Here is a 19,219-nt window from a genome sequence, read left to right as displayed (position 1 = left end):
TCTTTAGGCTACATATCACCAATAAATTATAGAAATAAAATAGCTCTGGGAATAGTAGCATAAGTACATTTAAAGGGTAAATCTTTGTTCGAAATGAATTTGTCTAAAAAAGGGTTGCCTTTCCAATCAAAAAATATTATTTTCAATAATATTAATGCCTATTTCAAGCATTTTAGTACTATTTATTATTACTGAGAAGATTTTTGCCACTACAAATACATATATTGCTTTATTGATTGTTTTAACTATTTCATTATTAATTATAGCCAATATTTTTGTTTTTTATTTATTTGAAAAACAATTGAAGTATGAAAGTGAAAAGCTTAAACTTGAATTTTTCAGGCAGCAGATCAAAGATCAGAAAAAACATTTTGAAGAATTAACTGAAAATCAAAGAAGGATTAGCATAGCAATTCATGATACTAAAAATCAGCTACTAGCAATATTAGGATATATAGAGAATAATGAAAATAAAATAGCCATAAAAAACTTAAAATTATTATGTAAGGATATTGTTGGAGGCCAAGGTTTCATTAATACTGGTAATGTAGCTGTGGATTCATTAATAAATGCAAAGATAAAAAGAATAAATGAATTAGGTATAAATTTAGAGACTTCTATTCTCTTAGAACAAAATACTCAAATAGAAGGAATAGATTTATGCATAATACTAGGTAATCTATTAGACAATGCTATTGAGGCTTGTGAAAAGATACAACTGAAAGATAATAAAAAAATTCAAATTAAAATTATTCAGGTAGAAGAGTATTTATCAATAAAGATAAGTAATTCAATATTTAACAAAGTTAAAATTCATAAAGGCAAAATTCCTACTACAAAAAAAGATAAGCTATTTCATGGATTTGGACTAGAAAGTGTAAAAGAAATGGTAGAAAAGTATAATGGACATATAAATTATGAGCAGAAAGAAAACAATTTTATAGTTAATATATTATTGCAAAATTCCGCAACGAGTCCAATGTTGCAGAAATAATGCCCAGTTTTGCAGAGTATATTGAAAGGAATATAACAAAATGATACTTTAATAGGCAGGAAGAGTAATTGAATTAATTACTTAAATGCCAAATAAAGTATCATTTTTTATACCTTATTTAACTTAGTAGGAAGATTTGTAAAAAAATATGATGAAATTACATTTCAGAGCTAAAAAGGAGATATATTAAATGAAGGACAAATCTTATATGCCTATAGTGGTACTTATAATAACTTATATAATTACTCGTGTTATTTATAAATTAATAGGATTTAGTTATAGTTTTTCTGAAGGAATATTAAATATAAAGCTGTTAATAGACCTAAGTTTATGGATTATAATATCTGTATTGATTAATACCATTTTAAATAAGATATTATTAAAATTTAAGGAGTAATTTAAAAATAATAAAGAAAAATAGTAGAGCTATTGACATTTTATATAACAAGATTGGATTTTAAATAAGATAAATATATGTTTTTAAATGTGTGAGCTGTAATAAGAGGATATTAATTAAATTTTCTATGTAAAAAAAGGAGGACGCTATGTCAAAATATGATGAATTTGATTTAGATGTGAAAAGTATAGGAATGGGTAATGAGTATAGTGTAAATAGTTGGAGTGATGGTTGGAAGTGTAAAGCTTCAGAGGAAATTATAAAGTATATTACAGAAAAGGTAACAGATGCTGCAATTGAAAGTGTGAAACAAGGTTGTGGTTCAGATAATTGTCATGGGCCTAGAACATCTATGCATAGTATAGTTATAAGAGAATATGAATAGTATATTTGTAGGAGAATAAGCGAAAAAAAATTACAGCTTTACACATTTAATTTTATAGATAAGGAGAATAACATGAGTTTGTATACATTAAACGAAATGCAAAAAGATTTAAATGAATTAGGATGGGTTTATTTAAAAGGTAGATCTATGATTTTGGTAGTAGATTTTATATTTTCTTTAATTAGTGCATTATTATCCTCAAGTGGAAGATTATCAGTAATAGAAAGTAGTTATTTTATTAATATTCGTATTAATATATCCTTTTTATGCTTATTTTTAATGCTATTATTTCATTATAGAAAGGAAAATATATTATCTAAAGACATATTTAATATTGAAGGCATAGGATTAATGACCATAATTAAAGCTTTTATTATTAGTTATCCTATTATGATGATAGGAGTTTATATAACTGATCTAATATTTACGCTTCTAGAGTTATTAGGAGTTACATTTGTATTTGACCCTGAAATATTTTCATCAGATAACATTACATCTATAGCAACAATAGTTTCTACTTGTTTAGTAGCCCCTATTTTAGAAGAATCTATATTTAGAGGGATAATATTAAATATTCTTAGAAAGTATGGAGATAAATTTGCAATCATCACTTCAGCATTATTGTTCGCACTTATTCATGGAAATATATTTCAATTTTCTACAGCTTTTACCACGGGGTTATGGTTAGGCTATTTATTTATAAAAACTAAATCTTTAACCTTAACCATATTAATGCATGCCTTATCTAATTCTTTTGCTTTGTCTTATGGAATATTTGAGATACCAGTGATTATTAATATAGCAATTAAAATAGGATTTGGATTAATAGCAATTGCTATATATTTTTATTCAGGCAAGAAGTATAAGTTGGGTAAAAATATCATACTTTTAGAAAAAAATGACCCGATTTTCTGTAGAACTAAGTCTATTGAAAAGAAACAAGAGAAACAATATCAATCAGAAATTCCTTTAGAAATCACTAGTCCATATGAATGTTTTTATGGACAAGTACCTGTTAGATTATCGCTAATGATTGATATTGCCATTATTATAATAGTTACTTCATTTTCTACGAAATAACCGATTTTTTAAAGTTATGGAGGGATTGAATATGTTTGATAAAATATATAATTGTGGAGATTTTTATATGTTGCGAACTCCAATTTTAGATTCGTCAATTTATTTAGGTTTAATGGATATTCTAAGTAAAGAAGACACATTAAATAGAATATCTCTATCCAATTTTAAAAATCATGAAGTGATAAAAGAGTCTTTAGCTATAGCAAGCTTAGATTTATATCATGAAATAAAGAGAACATATGATAAGAACATAAATAAATTGAATCAAAATCTAAGTAATTCTATTATGAAATACTTAATTCGAATGTCAACTAGACCAACACCATATGGAACTTTTTCAGGTGTTACTTGTGGAACATTTTCTGACAATACAAATATTATGTTAGCGTCTTCCAATGAACACATAAAAAGAGCTAGAGCTGATATGATATGGATATATGGAATTGTAAAAGAACTAGAAAAAGATAAGACAATACTTAATAATATTAAAGTAAGATTTAATAATCAATGTTATAGTCATGGTAATCGTATGAAAAATCCATATCGAACCAATTATGGTCAAACATATAATCAAAATGAGAACGATTCCAAATTTGATAAATCTAACATTAGATATACACAATTAGTAAAATTTGTACAAGAGTTTTGTAAAACACTTGTAGGTTACAAAGATTTGTGCAGTTCAATATTAGAAAAATATGATGATGTACCTATTGAAATAGTTGAAAAATTTCTAAGAGGGTTAATTGATAATGAATTTCTAATAACAGAGTTACGACCACCGATTTATTGTAAAGATCCATTAGATTATATTATATCATTGTTGTCTATGATGGATTCTAAAAATAATATATTACATAATCTAAAAATAATTCAATATAAAATAAATAAATTTAATCAAGAAAAGATAGGGAATGATTTACAAATATATCTTGAAATAATTAATCTCATGGAAAGTATGTATAAATCTAATTCATATTTACAGATAGATATGTCGATTGCCTGCATAAATAATTCAATTTCTAGTACTGTAAAGCAAGAGTTAGATAATTTATCGAAAGTTTTGACTATGATAGCTGAAGAATATAATGAACCTTCATATCTAAAACAGTATAGAGAAAAGTTTATGGAAAGATATGGTGTGGATACTGAGGTTTCTTTACTTGAACTTACTGATAATGATATAGGATTGGGTTTTCCTGATGATTATGATTTTAATTATTCGTATATAAGAAGTAATAGATTATTATCTCGTAGAGAAGAAAGGTTTAAAAAACTAATTAATGATAAAATTATAAAAACAATCCAAAAGCAAGATAAACAAATTAATATAACAGATGAAGAACTTAAATATGTCAATGAGGAATTTAAGGTAGATAATCTAAATTTTTCTAAGTCATTTGAATTAAATGTAATAATTACTTCGGAATCTCAAGAGGAAATAGATAAAGGAAATTTTCAACTTAATATTGGACCTAACTATGGATCAGATAAAGCTGGAAACATGTTTAGCAGGTTTAGTGATTTGCTGGAAGAGAAATACATTCAGAAATTAAATAATTTATATGAATCTGAAAAAAAGGATTGTAAGGATGACTACGTCATTGTAGATATACATGAAATGTATAGAAATGGAAGAATAAACAATATATTAAATAATAGTAGCAATCATGATTACCATATTGTATTATCAGCAAATACAAGTTCTCCTGATAGAGAACTAGATATCAGCGATATTTATATAGGGATTGATGAGAATACAAATAGATTTTATGTAAAATCAAAAAAGTTAAATAGCAAATTAAAGGTAATATCTGATAATATGCTAAACACTGCATCATGCAGTAAAATAAATAGATTACTTAGGGAAATATCAAACGCTTATGAAGTACATATAGTGAATAGACTAATAAATATAACAAATAAAGACTATAAATATATTCCTAGGATTGTTTATGGCAAAACAATATTATCAAGTGCAAGATGGACAATCTATAAAGACGACTTTAGAGAAATAGATAACTTGTCTAGATTTAAAATAGAGATACAGGAATTCATAAATAGTTGGGAGATACCAAGATATGTTTATGAAACAAAAAGTGATAATAGATTATTACTAGATTTGAAAAAAGATGTGCATATAGAGTATCTCTATAAGTTATTAAAGAATTCATTTAATCCTATTATTCTTACAGAATTAGAAGGTAACGGTTTTGATAATTTATGGGTGAAAGATAAAAAAAATATGAAATACTTTTCGGAGATTGTTGTACCATTCGTTTTAAGTAAAAAATCAGTGAAAGGGTTGCATCCAAAAGAAAATAGAAATGTATTGGAAACGAAATCCAATATAGGAATAAATAAGAATACAATATCTATTATTGATGATAAGCGATTAATATGTCCTGGAGATAATAATTGGATTTATTTTAAATTATATGGTACGAGGACAAGGATAAATGAATTAATAGGGATTTATCTAAATGAATTTTTAGAACCCTTATTGGAAAGTGGCTCTATAGATAAATATTTCTTTATTAGATATGCTGATCCTGAGCAACATATTAGATTAAGAATAAATGGGTCATCTGATATTAGCATATTTCAACTACTTCCACAAATTATAAAATGGATTAAAGATATGCAAAGAGATGGCTTGGTATCTAGATTTACCATTGATACTTATGAGAGAGAGTTGGAGAGATATGGTGGAGTGGAATTAATAACTTATGCTGAAGAAGTATTTTTTAGAGACAGCATGTTAGTTTCAAGAATATTAGGATTAAAAGAGAGAAAAAACTTTAATATAGAAGACGATATTCTAGGAATCATAGGAATTATGACGTTAATAGATAAATTTATTGATGATGTAGAAATGGAGGAAAACTTTTTATCAAGAGTTATTCAAAAAAATGAGTATAGGGATCAATTTGTAAAGGAAAGAAATAAATATATTGATACTGTAAATTCTATATTAGATTGGCAGGAGAGTAATGATTTAATTGAAATGAATGTATTAAGAGATCTTTTGATTTTAAGAAATGATAGTATTTTGAAGTATAGGAAAATGATTAATGAGGTTGATGATCTTGGCAACTTAACTAATACAAAAGCAAATATTCTTTTAACTGTTATTCATATGTTTTGTAATAGATTTATGGGGGATCGAAACTGGGAAAGAAAAATTCTAGCATTAACTCGACATAGCTTATATGCTATAAATGCCAAGAAAAGAAATATGAAAAAGTTGGTGGGAGGATAAAATGAACATAAAGCAATTAGTTATTAAAGAAAGTTGTTTTGAACTAAACGATAGCCAGCTAAAAAAGATTGATAAAATATTGAATAGATATTTTGATGATTTATTAACATCTGTTAATAAATCAGTTATAAATCCCTTAGAATTGAATGAATATATAATGACAATTGCGGAAGCTTTTCCGTTGTTTGAGGATAAAAATAAATGGTTGGAAATATCTTATATTATTATGAATGATATAAAAAGAGAGCTAATAAATCCTACTATTAACAAATCAATATCTTTATTTGGTGGACTTTGTGATACAGGATTTGCTACGTACTTGCTAAATAAGAATACTGGACATTATGGTAAATTTTTAGATAGTATAAATAAATTAATTTTTAATTATATAAAGCAGTATTTAGATTACTGTAATTCTAACTTTAACGAACTAACAATGCAACATTATGATATAATATCTGGTTTAGCAGGAATGGGATACTATATGTTATTAATTCATAAAAATGAACAAGAAAATGAATTACTTCATGATGTAATGCGATATTTGATAAAATTATCAGGTAAGCATTTAGTAGAAAAAGAAATGATACCTAATTGGCATATTAAATCAAGAAATCAAATTAGAAATGATGAAAAACTAAAGTTTCCAAAAGGAAACTTTAATTTCGGATTAGCTCATGGAATTGCAGGTCCCATGGTTACACTTTCAAAAGCTTATAGTCAAGGAGAAATTCTAGAGGGGCATGGAGAAGCAATTGAAAGTTTTATAGAGGAATATAAAAACTATTCCATTACATCCCAAGATGGAAGTATATTTTGGCCAACTCAACTAAGTTTTGAAGATTATATAGCTGGAGTGGCCAATGACGAACTCAGACCAAGAATCGCAAGCTGGTGCTATGGGAATATTGGTATCTCAAGATCTCTATATGTGGCATCAAAGAATATAGGTGATGAAAAAATGATGAAGTTTTCATTTGAAAATATAGAGAAGATAGCTTTAATGAATATATTGGATTATAATCTGGAGTCGCCAATACTTTGTCATGGGTATGCAGGGTTACTATCTATACTAAATTTAACTTATAAAGAGACTAAAAATGATAATATTAAGAATGGTATGTATAAGATAATAGATGAATTACTTAGCCTATACGTGGAAGAATCACGATTTGGTTTTAAAAATAAGGAAACTTTATATGAAGACGGAAAGATTGTTAAGAGAGCTACTGAAAATAATAGCTTTATGGAAGGGACATCAGGAATTGTATTGTCATTAATTTCAATAGTTAAAGATAAAACAGATTTTGAAAATCATTTAATAATAAAATAAATTGAAAAGAGGTTAATATAATGAAAAAGGTATTTGCTTTTACAGCTTCAAATTCAAGGAATTCGATTACCTTCCATTTATTAAATGAGATATTGAAGAATATGCAAATTTTAGACGCTAATATAGTTTACGATATATATCACAGTGGATTTATAGATTTAAAACCATGCCTAGGATGTGGACGGTGTTTTAGACAAGGAAAATGTCCTTTGGATAAATTAGATGATATGAGAATTCTTAAAGAAAAAATGTTAGATGCTGATATTATTATATTTGCGTCACCTGTTTATGCTCATAATGTATCAGGAACAATGAAGAATTTTATAGATAGAATATCATATTGGCTTCATTTATTACGTTTAAGTGGTAAACTTGGTGTAGTTTTTATTTCAACTAGTAATAATGGGTCTGAGTATGCTGAATCATACTTAGTAAAGATGTTAACCTATTTAGGGACAAACGTTATTGGTAAATATAGATATGAAACTATTAATAAAAATGCTAGAGAGATAGAGTTTGTTGAGTCAGTATCTAGTAGATTAATTGAATCAATTAAAATAAATAAAGGAAAATCAAACCAGGCATTAGAGAAGATATTTAACTCATTTAAATCTACGTATTCCTCTGTTGATAGAGACATATTAGAAGAGTCAGAAAATAGTGAAATAAGATACTGGGTAGATACTGGGTTGATTTCTTATAATAGCTTACAGGAATACATATCAGAACTGTAATCACCCAAATATGAAAAAATAATTAACAGAAAAGAGTACTAGTTTCATAAGTATTGACCAAAGGAGGAAACCATGAATCAAGAAATGTATTCATTTAATTTAAAAGATGCAATAAAATCCTTCAAATCATTTCCAAAGGTATTTAAACTATTATGGAGCGTTAGAAAACTTCATCTAATATTAATTAGCATGTTTTATATAATAAATGGTATGCTTCCTGCAGTTTCCATACTTGCCACACAATCCCTTTTAAATGCCATACAAACAAGTAGAGACAAGGAGTTTATCTATGTATTGTATCCATTAATAGTATATTTAGGTTTAAATTCATTTGGATATATAATTTTACAATTAAACTCATATCTACAAAGTATATTTAGAATAGATTTAAATTATAAAATGAGTGTAATGATACTAGATAAGGCAAAAACTCTTAGCCTAAGTGACTTTGAAAACTCAGAAGTCTATGACAAACTAAGAAGAGCACAAAATGAAGCCATAGAAAGACCCTATGCAGTATTTTCCATAGTGCTAAGTCTAATAAGCCAATTTTTAGGGCTTATATCATCCTTAGCTATACTATTATATTGGAAACCTTGGGTAATACTTCTAGTAGTAATTATTCCAATTATATCAACAATTTATATGGCTAAAATGGGACATTTACAATATAAAATAGAGTATGGAAGATCACAAGAAAGAAGAAAATCTTGGTATCTTAATTATCTAATGACCAATGATATAGCATTTAAAGAAATAAATATATATAGATTAGGAGATTATCTTATTGAAGGATATAAGAAACTAAATAAAAAGTTTATTAAACAAGATAAAAAAATAATCAAAAAGAGAACATTAGCATCATTTATATTTGAGATATTAGATCAAATAGTGGGAGGATTTATACTATACCTAATAGTGAAATCTGCTTATATAGGAGAAATCCTATTAGGAAATACAGTTGCGTACATAAGAAGTCTTTCAAATATAAAAGGAAATATGGAAGGTTTACTAAGCTCAATATCAGCAATGTACCAAAACAATCTATATATAAAACAACTATTTGACTTTCTAGAAATGCCAGTAAAAGAAGAACTATCAATATCAGATAGTATACAAATAGAAGAAATAAACACAATAGAACTCATGGATGTTAGTTTTAAATACCCTAATAGACGGGAATATGCCTTAAGGAATATAAGTTTTAAAATAAGAAAAGGAGAAACAATTTCTTTAGTAGGAGAAAATGGTTCAGGAAAATCCACATTGATAAAGCTAATATCAGGATTTTATCATGATTATGAGGGAGAAATATTAATTAACGGAGTATCAATAAAGAAAATAAATAAGGAAGATTTAGGCAGTAAAGTAGGGATTATATTTCAAGATTTTAATAGATATGAATTAACCTGTAGAGAAAATATAGGATTAGGAAATATAGATTTAATAGATAATGATATAAAACTACAAGAGGCAATAGATAAGGCTTATGCAAGAGAGATGGTTAGTAATTTGCCAAAAGGAATAGATACACAGCTAGGAGTATGGTTTGATGAAGGAGTTCAATTATCAGGAGGACAATGGCAAAGAATAGCATTATCTCGAGCATTTCTAAGAAATGCAGATTGTTACATATTAGATGAACCAAGTGCATCCTTAGATCCAGTATCAGAACATGAGATATTTCGAAGAACTTCCGATTTAGCAAAAGATAAGATAAGTATATTTATATCCCATAGATTATATAACCTAAGAAAGATCTCATCTAAGGTACTTGTATTAAAAGAAGGTAAATTAATAGAAGAAGGAACACATGAAGAATTAATGAATTTAAATAAGCATTATAGATACCTTTATGATTTACAAAATGCCATTGATTTAGTAGATGATATTGAATCCATTGCATAGAAAATTAAATTTACTTATGATATTGCGAAGTTATTCAAGTTCTAATTATAAAATACTATGATAGAAGAAATAAGAAATGATTTGAGGTTTAGACTAAATAAAGATTTGCAGTGAAATCTCATAAAGACAAGAATATCATAGTGATTTTTATAATGACCAGGTAATTTGAATGTATAGATAGGGCTAATACTCTTTAAATTGTTTTTAAATGTGTAGGGTATGATAGGGGGTACTAATCAATAAAATTTATAAGATAAAAAGGAGGATACTATGTCAAAATATGATGATTTTGATCTAGATGTAAAAAGTCTTGGAGTAGATAATACTTATAAGCAAATAGATTTACCATGTATATCTGCTTCTGCTTCAGTTACTTGTGAGATATTTAAAAGCATAATTGAAAGATGTGTATCAGATAATTGTTCAGTAGGGCCTTGTACATCTATGAATAGCATAATTGTAAGAGAATAAAAAAATAAAGTTAAATTAAACCCACAGCCCTACACTTTTAATTTTACAATAGCTTTATCTAGTTTAGATATTACCTTAGCAAGTTTGACATTATATTTACTTTATATCATAATATATCATCTTTGCAAGGAGTAATGAATTAAATGTATTTATCACCATTATATTTGAGAATTTAAGGAGGGGATAGAATGAATAGATATGATGATTTTGATCTAGATTTACAAAATATTAAGATTGAAATTAATAATTCTAATAAAATTGCAACTATGCTGTGTACAGCAAGTACATGTTCATGCATATCATGTGGTATATTATCCTGATTGCGTCCTGTTAGGTTATATTATAGATTTATGTTCCCCAAGATTTAGATTGTGAACTTAAATTACAAATAGTCAATAATAGGTATATAATTATTTAATCCAAATTAACGGTGAAAGAGAGATCAAATATAGAAACTTACAGCTTCACACATTTAATTTTATAAATAAAGGAGAATAACATGAGTTTATATTCATTAAACGAAATGGAAAAAGATTTAAATGAACTGGGGTGGGTTTATTTAAAAGGTAGATCTATGATTTTGGTAGTAGGTTTTATGTTTTCTTTAATTAGTGCATTATTATCCTCAAGTGGAAGATTAGCAGTAGTAGAAAATAGTTATTTTATAAACATTCGTAGCAAAATATCATTTCTGAGTTTGCCTTTAATACTATTATTTCATTATAGAAAGGAAAATATATTATCTAAAGACATATTTAATATTGAAAGTATAGGGCTAATGACTATACTTAAAGCTTTTATTATTAGTTATCCTATTATGATGATGGGGGCTTATATATCTAAGATAATATTTACGCTTCTAGAGTCATTAGGAGTTACATTTGTATTTGAACCTGAAAAGTTTTCATCAGATAACATGACATCTATAGCAACAATAATTTCTACTTGTTTAGTAGCCCCTATTTTAGAAGAATGTACATTTAGAGGAATAATACTAAATATTCTTAGAAAATATGGAGATAAATTTGCAATCATTACTTCAGCATTATTGTTTGCACTTATCCATGGAAATATATTTCAATTTTCCACAGCTTTTACAATGGGACTATGGTTAGGCTATTTATTTATAAAAACTAAATCTTTAACCTTAACCATATTAATGCATGGATTATCTAATTCTTTAGCTTTATCTTATGGAATATTTGAGATACCAGTAACTATTAATAGAACAATCGAAATAGGATTTTTATTAATAGCAATTGTAATATATTTTTATTCAGGCAAGAAGTATAAGTTAAGTAAAAATGTCACACTTTTGGAAAAAAGTGGCACGATTTTTTGCAGAGATAAATTTATTGCAAAGAAACAAGAGAAACAATATCAATCAGAAATTCCTTTAGAAATCACTAGTCCATATGAATGTTTTTATGGACAAACACCCATTATATTATCGCTGATGATTGATATTGCCATTATTATAGTAGTTACTTCACTTTCTATGAAATAACTAATTTTTTAAGCATTATAGATACCTTTGTGATCTACAAAATACTTTTGATGCAACAAATGATATTTAGCTAACTCTTAAAATATAAAAAAGTTACTTTAAAATTAAAGTAACTTTTTTATATTGAGTTCATCGAAAAAGTAAAATATTTTTAAGAAAATCCTAAATTCAAAAAGGATTTTCTTTTTTTATGTCGTATATAGTATATGAGGTGATATATTATGATGACAAGAGGCAAAAGAAAGAATCAACAATTTGAATTGGAATTAGTAATGTTAGAACAGTTAGTAAAACCAGATCATGACTTAAGAAAAATAGATAAACACATTAACTTTGACTTTATCTATGACTTAGTTGAGCCATATTATGCAGAAGATAGAGGTAGACCATCAATTGACCCTGTAGTATTGTTTAAAATGTCACTTATTCAAGCACTTGATGGCATCCGTTCCGAAGAAAAGCTAGTAGATGCAATACATCATAATATGGCTTACCGTTGGTTCTTAGGATATGGATTAACTGAATCCATACCAGACCATTCAACCATAAGCCATAATAGAGCAGTAAGATTCAAAGATTCAACAATATACGAAGATATATTTAACGAAATAGTACTAATGGCTATAGACCACGGATTTGTAGAGGGAAAAATTGTATATACCGATTCGACACATGTAAAGGCTAATGCTAGTAACTCAAAGTTTGAAAATGTAACAGAAGAACGTGTAATAGAAGAAGATGAGTCGTTACTAATGTTAATAAACGATAAGCGAATTAGTAAAGGTCAGAAAGCCTTAAAGCCAGCAGATTCTAAAATAGAAGTTCATTCAAGAAAAGTAAGTAAGACCGATCCTGATAGTGGATATATGCATCGAGACAGAAAACCAATAGGATTTTATCATTTGGTTCATGGCACAGTTGATAGCTCAAATAATATACTACTAAGTGCACACGTAACACCAGGCAATGTTCATGATAGCACAGTATATATAGATAACCTAGAGGACATGTTTAAAAAACTAGATTTAGCTCCAAAGTATGCAGGTGCAGATGCAGGATATTTTAATCTAGATATAATAGAAGAACTAAGTACTAAAGGAATAACACCAGTAATTGGACCAAGAAAATATGCAGGAAAAAAAGGTAAAAAATCAAAGTATTGGTTTGAATACTACCCAGAAGAAGATATATATCGTTGCTTTGAAGGAGAAGAATTAAAATATAAAACTACAACACGACAAGGTTATGTGGAGTATGAAAGTGATAAAAACATTTGTAATAAATGTCCTAAACGCGATAAATGTTTATACGAAAGTAATACCACAGGAGAAATTTCCTCAGAGCAAACAAGGATAATTAGACGACATATCAAAGAACATTATGCCGATGAAGTTCGCTCTTTCATGAAGACAGAAAAGGGCAAAAATCTTTATCAACGAAGGAAAGAAACCGTTGAAAGGGCATTTGCAGATTTAAAAGAATTGATGGGTATGAGATATGCACATTATCGTGGGTCACATGCAGTAAAAGCTCAAGTCCTAGTGACAGGGGCTGCTTATAATGTCAAAAAGATTGCAAGACTGCTGGACAAGCAGGAAAAGGAATAGTGATAATACCAGAAAAGCCATTAAATATAGGGTAACTTCAATTAAAATTTAATAAATTTAATTATATAAGGAGAAAAAAGCCTAATTTCTTACTTTTCTTAAGAAATTAAGGCTTTTTTCGATAGTCTCAATATAAAAAAGTTACTTTAAAATTAAAGTAACTTTTTTATATTCTGATTCCTTCAAAATTTGATAAAATATTTACTATATCTATGATATATTTAAAGATATGGTAGAGATGAAGGTCAAAGTAGTAATTATTCTTTTATTTATTAAAAGATACTATTGTAAGAATACTTATCAATATAAATAAGGAATTTTTTTGATAAAGCTAGAATTGAAAAAGACAGGATTTGACTACAAAAAAGACAAGCTGTTTCACGGATTTGGTTTGGAGAATATAAATAAAATAGTAGATAAATATAACGGGTATATGAATTATGAACAAGTTGAAAATACATTTATAGTTAAAGTATTGTTACAGAATTCCTTAACTAGTCCTATATCATAAATAAAATTTATGATAAAATACTTATAAGATTTAAATTTAAATACTAGGAGATGAAAAAAATGAATCCAAAATATTACTCATTTAATTCACCCATAGGAAAACTAACAGTATATTTTATTGAAGAAGGAGTTATAGGTCTTTCCTTTGCAGAAGAAGGGGACAATTTGAAATATATGAAAAGATACTACGGTACTCCTGTAGAGGTAGATAAAAATGATTATAATTATCATGATGAAATAATTAAGTATCTAGAAGGAAGTCTAAAGGAATTTACTATACCTTTTTTATTTAAAGGAACTCCTTTTCAAGAAAAAGTATGGAAAGAGCTAATAAATATTCCCTATGGTGAAACTAGAACTTATAAAGAAATGGCTGAAATAGTAGGATGTCCAAAGGGACCTAGAGCTGTAGGAAGTGTATTAAATAAAAATCCTGTGGCTATAATTGTACCTTGCCATAGAGTAGTTGGTACTAATGGAAAGTTAGTAGGATTTGCAGGTGGAATAGATTTAAAAGAAAAATTATTGAATCTAGAAAAGAATAACATTATATAATTAACTTGAATATCCTAATATAAAAACAGAAGGGAGAATGATTATGGATTATCCTATTGTTTTTATACCAGGACTTTTTGGCTCCATGGGCGATGATGTAATAAATGGAACTGGAGATTTTTCCTTTGGATTTGCAGAGAAAATCTATAGACCATTTATTGGAATACTAAACTCTATGGGTTATGAAGAAAATAAAAACTTATATATATCCTATTATGATTGGAAAAAACCTGTATTGGAAATAGTAGAAAGGTATTTGATTCCCACTATTGAGGAAGCCAAAAGAAAATCAGGAATGGATAAGGTAATTCTTATAGGGCATAGTTTAGGTGGATTAGTGGGAAGAGCCTATATGTGCTATATATATCCTTTAACTATAGATAAACTAATTATGATAGGTACTCCAAATTTAGGTTCTGTAAATGCCTATTATTTTTGGAGTGGAGGGAAATTGCCTTATTCTAAAGTAGAAGATAATATTTTATATAATGCAGTGAAATTTGGGTTTATATTATACTATAGTTTGTTTCATAGGGTAAACTATATAGAAGGTTTAAGAAAAATATTTCCAGTGGTACAGGATTTACTTCCAAGTTATAAATATGGAGACTATTTATTATTTAAAGATAAAGAAGTTATGAAGACGGTCTCTGTCGAGGATATGATTGTTAGTAATCCATTTTTAAATGGACTGGAAAATATTATAATGGATAAAAATAAAACGTTCATTGTAAGTGGTACAGGAGTAGCTACAAATAATGAGTTTATAGTAAACATAAATAAAAGAAAGAAAGTATTATGGTCAGATGGAAAGCCTATAGATACAATTAAAACAAGTTATGGAGATGGCACAGTAACTACAACTAGTACATTGGGATATTTAGGTGGGAATCATATAGTATTAGAAGGAAATCATACAAATATCTTATATAAATCCAAGAATTATTTGGAAGATATATTAGGAAAAGTATCTTCAATGGAAGAAATAACTGAGGAACAAGTAGAAAAGGTATATTTTATTATAGCTGACAACTGTAATGCCATAAATATTCAAACTTCAGAGTCCAATCAAGTGTCTAGTAAATCAATAAACATTGTTGATGATAAAATTCAAGCTATAAAACTGTCCCCTAATAGATTTATGATAATGATTGCAGGAGATAAGGATTTAAGTTTTAAAATCAATATAGATTCATATATAAAATCTAAGGCTGAAATTCATATGTTTATTGTTGATAATAATGGTATTAATATGGAAAGGGACTACTTGAAGTATATAATGTAATATGATATTATTTTTTTACAATGTAATAGCTTTATAGGTGTTTCATACATTATTATGAAACTTAATAGGGAAAGTGGTGAAATGCCACTACAGCCCCCGCTACTGTAAATGGGTACGAAACCAAAATAGCCACTGGGAAACTGGGAAGGCATTGGAACTAGGATGAACCATAAGTCAGGATACCTGCCTATATTTAAGCCTCGGAGGGAGGGATGAGATATAAAAAACTTATCCTTAATAAAGGCTTAAGTTTTTTTGTTTTCAAAGAGGCAAGTTATTGTAGATAATAAAAAACAGGAGGAAGAAAATGAGAAGAATTAAAGGGTTAGCATTATTATTATCATTGTTATTAGTATTTTCAATAGTTGGCTGTACTTCTAAGGAAAAACCAAATGAAGAATTGTCATTAGAAGATATAGATTCACAGGGTAGTGAAGTAGATGAAGAGATAGTATCTTTTCCAGTAGAAATAGAAGATAGCTTTGGAAACAAAGTAACTATAGAAAAAGAACCTACTAAAATAGTATCTTTAGCACCAAATAATACAGAAGTGTTATTTGCTTTAGGATTGGGAGATAAAGTAATAGGAGTAACATCTTATTGTGATTACCCAGAAGAAGCTAAGACTAAGGAAGTTGTAGGAGATTTTAGTGGAAATAATTTGGAAAAAATAGTGGAGTTAAACCCAGATTTAGTTTTAATTTATGGTGCTGGAAATGAAGAAGATAATAAGATACTAAAAGAGGCAGGAATAAAAGTTCTTGGATTTATGCCTGAAACTATAGATGCTGTAATGAAGGATATAGAAACAGTAGGAAAGGCTACGGGAAAAGATAAAGAAGCATCTGAATTTATAAAATCTATGAATAATAAGAAGAATGAAATACTAGATAAGGTAAAAGATCAAGAAAAAATTAAAGTATTTTATGAAATATGGCATGATCCATTAATGACAGCGGGTAAAGGTTCATATATAGATGAGTTAATTACTTTATCTGGAGGAGAGAATATAGCACAAGATGCAGATGGTGCATATCCACAATATGATTTAGAACAATTAGTTGAAAGAAATCCAGAAGTTTATTTAACATCAGCAGATACTGAAGATAAAACTGTTGAATCTATAAAATCTAGACCAGGTTATGAAAATATATCAGCCATAGAAAATGATAGAATCCATATCTTTGAAGGAAATGAATCAAATATCATGTCTCGACCTGGGCCAAGAATAATTGAAGCATTGGAGTTAGTGGCAAAATCCATTCATCCAGAATTATTTAAATAAAGTTGGGGTTTAGATGAAAAAAGACATAAGTAAGACAAGATATAGTTTGATTATAGTTATATTAATATTGATCCTAACATTTGCCATAGCTTTTTTTTCCGTAATAGGTACTGCAAATATTGGTGTAATAGATACATTTAGAATTGTTATTTCAAAGATACCTATTATAGAAAGATGTATAGATATTTCAGATATTTCTAAGTCACATGAAACTATAATTTGGTCCATAAGACTTCCTAGAGTATTGTTAGGAGCTTTAGTTGGTGCTAGTCTATCTATGACAGGTGCTGCTTTCCAAGGAATATTTAAAAATCCAATGGCTGATCCTTATGTAATAGGAATTTCATCAGGGGCTGCACTTGGTGCTTCCATAGCAATAATACTTGGAATAAATATATCCTTTATGAATTTATCAACTATATCTATATTTGCATTTATTGGGGCCTTATCTGCAGTTTTTACAGTATATAATATAGCAAGAATAAAAAACAAAGTTCCTGTAACTACTTTACTTTTAGCAGGTATTGCCATAGGTCAGTTTTTAACTGCAATAATGTCTTTTTTAATGGTTATTTATAGTAAAGATATGGCAAAGATAATATACTGGACCATGGGAAGTTTGGCGGGAAAAGGGTGGACACCTTTAATAAGTATAACTATTCCTGTAGTTATATCAATGACGGGTATCGGCTTTTTTGCAAGAGACTTAAATATTATGCTAATAGGAGAAGAATCGGCCCAAAGTCTAGGGATAGATGTGGAGAGAACGAAGGTATATATACTTATACTAGGAAGTTTCTTGGTTTCCATGGTAGTATCTGTATCAGGGATCATAGGATTTGTAGGACTTATTATACCTCATATAGTGAGAATAGTATTGGGGCCAGATAATAGAATATTACTTCCATCATCGGCTTTAGTAGGAGCTATATTTATGATATTTGCAGATACCATAGCTCGTACAATAATTTCCCCAGTAGAAATTCCAGTTGGAATAATAACTGCTTTATTTGGAGGTCCATTTTTTCTATATTTGCTGCGAAAGAGTAAGAAATAGTGAGGTGTTGCTATGTATACTTTAGAAGTTAAAGATTTAAGCTTTAGTTATGGAAAGAAAGCAGTATTAAAGAACATATCTCTTAATATAGAAAAAGGAAACTTTATAAGCATAATAGGTCCTAATGGTTCTGGGAAATCCACTCTTTTAAAAAATCTTAATAATTTATATAAACCTGATAATGGAAGCATATTTTTAGATGGACTAAATATAAAGAAAGTAAAACCTAGGGAATTGGCCATGAAAATAGCTTTAGTGCCTCAAAATACTGTTATTGATTATGACTTTACAGTGGAAGATATAGTTCTTATGGGAAGACATCCTTATAAGGGAAGATTTCAAAAGGAAGATGAAAGCGATTATAGGATTGTAAATGAAGCAATGGAAATGACTAATACCCTTTATTTAAAGGATAGGATAATTACAGAGATTTCAGGTGGGGAAAGACAAAGGGTTATAATAGCCAAGGCTCTAGCCCAAAATCCTTCTATTATACTATTAGATGAACCTACTTCTCATTTAGATATAAATCATCAAATAGAAATACTAAATCTATTGAGAAAATTAAATCAAGAAAAAGGTACAACTATAGTGGTAGTAATCCATGATATAAATCTGGCATCAAGGTATTCTGATGAGATTATTCTGATAAAGGATGGTCAAATAAAAGCTACAGGTAGTCCTCAAAAGGTTATAACGAAGGAAAATATTGAATTTGCATATAATATTAACGTTGAAATAGACATGAATAAGTATTCAAATAGTTTATATTTAACACCAATTAATGAGTGAAGATTAAATATAAAAAAACAAACTAGTTTAAACTAGTTTGTTTTTTTATATTTAATT

At 27.8% G+C, this 19,219-nt stretch carries 18 protein-coding genes and 1 riboswitch; all 18 genes read left to right on the top strand.

Annotated features, from left to right (window positions below; translation table 11 throughout):
- The first annotated feature begins 154 nt into the window (after positions 1–154).
- The 18 genes from FYJ83_RS12620 to FYJ83_RS12540 all read left to right on the top strand — a co-directional run bounded on the left by FYJ83_RS12620 (position 155) and on the right by FYJ83_RS12540 (position 19,162).
- Positions 155–994, top strand: coding sequence for an ATP-binding protein (locus tag FYJ83_RS12620; RefSeq protein ID WP_154441004.1), 840 nt, complete (start codon positions 155–157; stop codon positions 992–994).
- A gap of 190 nt (positions 995–1,184) precedes the next feature.
- Positions 1,185–1,391 (top strand): hypothetical protein, encoded by a 207-nt coding sequence (locus FYJ83_RS12615; RefSeq protein ID WP_154441002.1) that lies wholly within the window; start codon positions 1,185–1,187, stop codon positions 1,389–1,391.
- Positions 1,392–1,539: 148 nt separating this feature from the next.
- Positions 1,540–1,776 (top strand): hypothetical protein, encoded by a 237-nt coding sequence (locus FYJ83_RS12610; RefSeq protein WP_154441000.1) that lies wholly within the window; start codon positions 1,540–1,542, stop codon positions 1,774–1,776.
- Between the two features lie 72 nt (positions 1,777–1,848).
- Positions 1,849–2,856 (top strand): CPBP family intramembrane glutamic endopeptidase, encoded by a 1,008-nt coding sequence (locus FYJ83_RS12605; RefSeq protein WP_154440998.1) that lies wholly within the window; start codon positions 1,849–1,851, stop codon positions 2,854–2,856.
- A 31-nt stretch (positions 2,857–2,887) separates the two neighbouring features.
- Entirely contained in the window at positions 2,888–6,118 is a 3,231-nt protein-coding gene (locus tag FYJ83_RS12600; RefSeq protein WP_195837996.1) for a lantibiotic dehydratase, read from the top strand.
- Position 6,119: 1 nt separating this feature from the next.
- Positions 6,120–7,451 (top strand): lanthionine synthetase C family protein, encoded by a 1,332-nt coding sequence (locus FYJ83_RS12595; RefSeq protein ID WP_154440994.1) that lies wholly within the window; start codon positions 6,120–6,122, stop codon positions 7,449–7,451.
- Between the two features lie 20 nt (positions 7,452–7,471).
- Complete coding sequence (locus tag FYJ83_RS12590; protein ID WP_154440992.1) at positions 7,472–8,185, top strand: flavodoxin family protein; 714 nt, start codon at positions 7,472–7,474, stop codon at positions 8,183–8,185.
- A 72-nt stretch (positions 8,186–8,257) separates the two neighbouring features.
- A complete protein-coding gene (locus FYJ83_RS12585) occupies positions 8,258–10,093 on the top strand; it encodes an ABC transporter ATP-binding protein (RefSeq protein WP_154440990.1) in 1,836 nt (611 codons plus the stop codon).
- A gap of 270 nt (positions 10,094–10,363) precedes the next feature.
- Positions 10,364–10,564 (top strand): hypothetical protein, encoded by a 201-nt coding sequence (locus FYJ83_RS12580; protein ID WP_154440988.1) that lies wholly within the window; start codon positions 10,364–10,366, stop codon positions 10,562–10,564.
- 188 nt (positions 10,565–10,752) lie between these two features.
- Entirely contained in the window at positions 10,753–10,884 is a 132-nt protein-coding gene (locus FYJ83_RS20315) for a hypothetical protein (protein WP_268233525.1), read from the top strand.
- Between the two features lie 179 nt (positions 10,885–11,063).
- Positions 11,064–12,071 carry a CPBP family intramembrane glutamic endopeptidase gene (locus FYJ83_RS12575; protein ID WP_154440986.1) on the top strand — a complete coding sequence of 336 codons (1,008 nt, stop codon included), beginning with the start codon at positions 11,064–11,066 and terminating at the stop codon, positions 12,069–12,071.
- A 221-nt stretch (positions 12,072–12,292) separates the two neighbouring features.
- On the top strand, positions 12,293–13,678 hold the full coding sequence (locus tag FYJ83_RS12570; RefSeq protein ID WP_154440984.1) for an IS1182 family transposase: 1,386 nt from the start codon (positions 12,293–12,295) through the stop codon (positions 13,676–13,678).
- Positions 13,679–14,000: 322 nt separating this feature from the next.
- Positions 14,001–14,189 carry a GHKL domain-containing protein gene (locus tag FYJ83_RS12565; protein WP_154440982.1) on the top strand — a complete coding sequence of 63 codons (189 nt, stop codon included), beginning with the start codon at positions 14,001–14,003 and terminating at the stop codon, positions 14,187–14,189.
- Between the two features lie 59 nt (positions 14,190–14,248).
- Positions 14,249–14,743 carry a methylated-DNA--[protein]-cysteine S-methyltransferase gene (locus FYJ83_RS12560; protein WP_216584987.1) on the top strand — a complete coding sequence of 165 codons (495 nt, stop codon included), beginning with the start codon at positions 14,249–14,251 and terminating at the stop codon, positions 14,741–14,743.
- 43 nt (positions 14,744–14,786) lie between these two features.
- Positions 14,787–16,028, top strand: coding sequence for an esterase/lipase family protein (locus FYJ83_RS12555; protein ID WP_195837995.1), 1,242 nt, complete (start codon positions 14,787–14,789; stop codon positions 16,026–16,028).
- Between the two features lie 18 nt (positions 16,029–16,046).
- Positions 16,047–16,233: riboswitch (cobalamin riboswitch) on the top strand.
- Positions 16,234–16,335: 102 nt separating this feature from the next.
- Positions 16,336–17,313 carry an ABC transporter substrate-binding protein gene (locus FYJ83_RS12550; protein ID WP_154440976.1) on the top strand — a complete coding sequence of 326 codons (978 nt, stop codon included), beginning with the start codon at positions 16,336–16,338 and terminating at the stop codon, positions 17,311–17,313.
- 13 nt (positions 17,314–17,326) lie between these two features.
- Positions 17,327–18,370 (top strand): FecCD family ABC transporter permease, encoded by a 1,044-nt coding sequence (locus FYJ83_RS12545; protein WP_154440974.1) that lies wholly within the window; start codon positions 17,327–17,329, stop codon positions 18,368–18,370.
- Positions 18,371–18,382: 12 nt separating this feature from the next.
- Positions 18,383–19,162 carry a heme ABC transporter ATP-binding protein gene (locus tag FYJ83_RS12540; RefSeq protein WP_154440972.1) on the top strand — a complete coding sequence of 260 codons (780 nt, stop codon included), beginning with the start codon at positions 18,383–18,385 and terminating at the stop codon, positions 19,160–19,162.
- Positions 19,163–19,219 lie beyond the last annotated feature (57 nt).

The sequence above is a fragment of the Tissierella pigra genome, assembly GCF_009695605.1.
GTDB classification, from domain to species: Bacteria; Bacillota; Clostridia; order Tissierellales; family Tissierellaceae; genus Tissierella; species Tissierella pigra.
The sequence above is the reverse complement of the archived record's forward strand: the minus strand, read 5'-3'. Positions and strand labels throughout refer to the sequence as shown.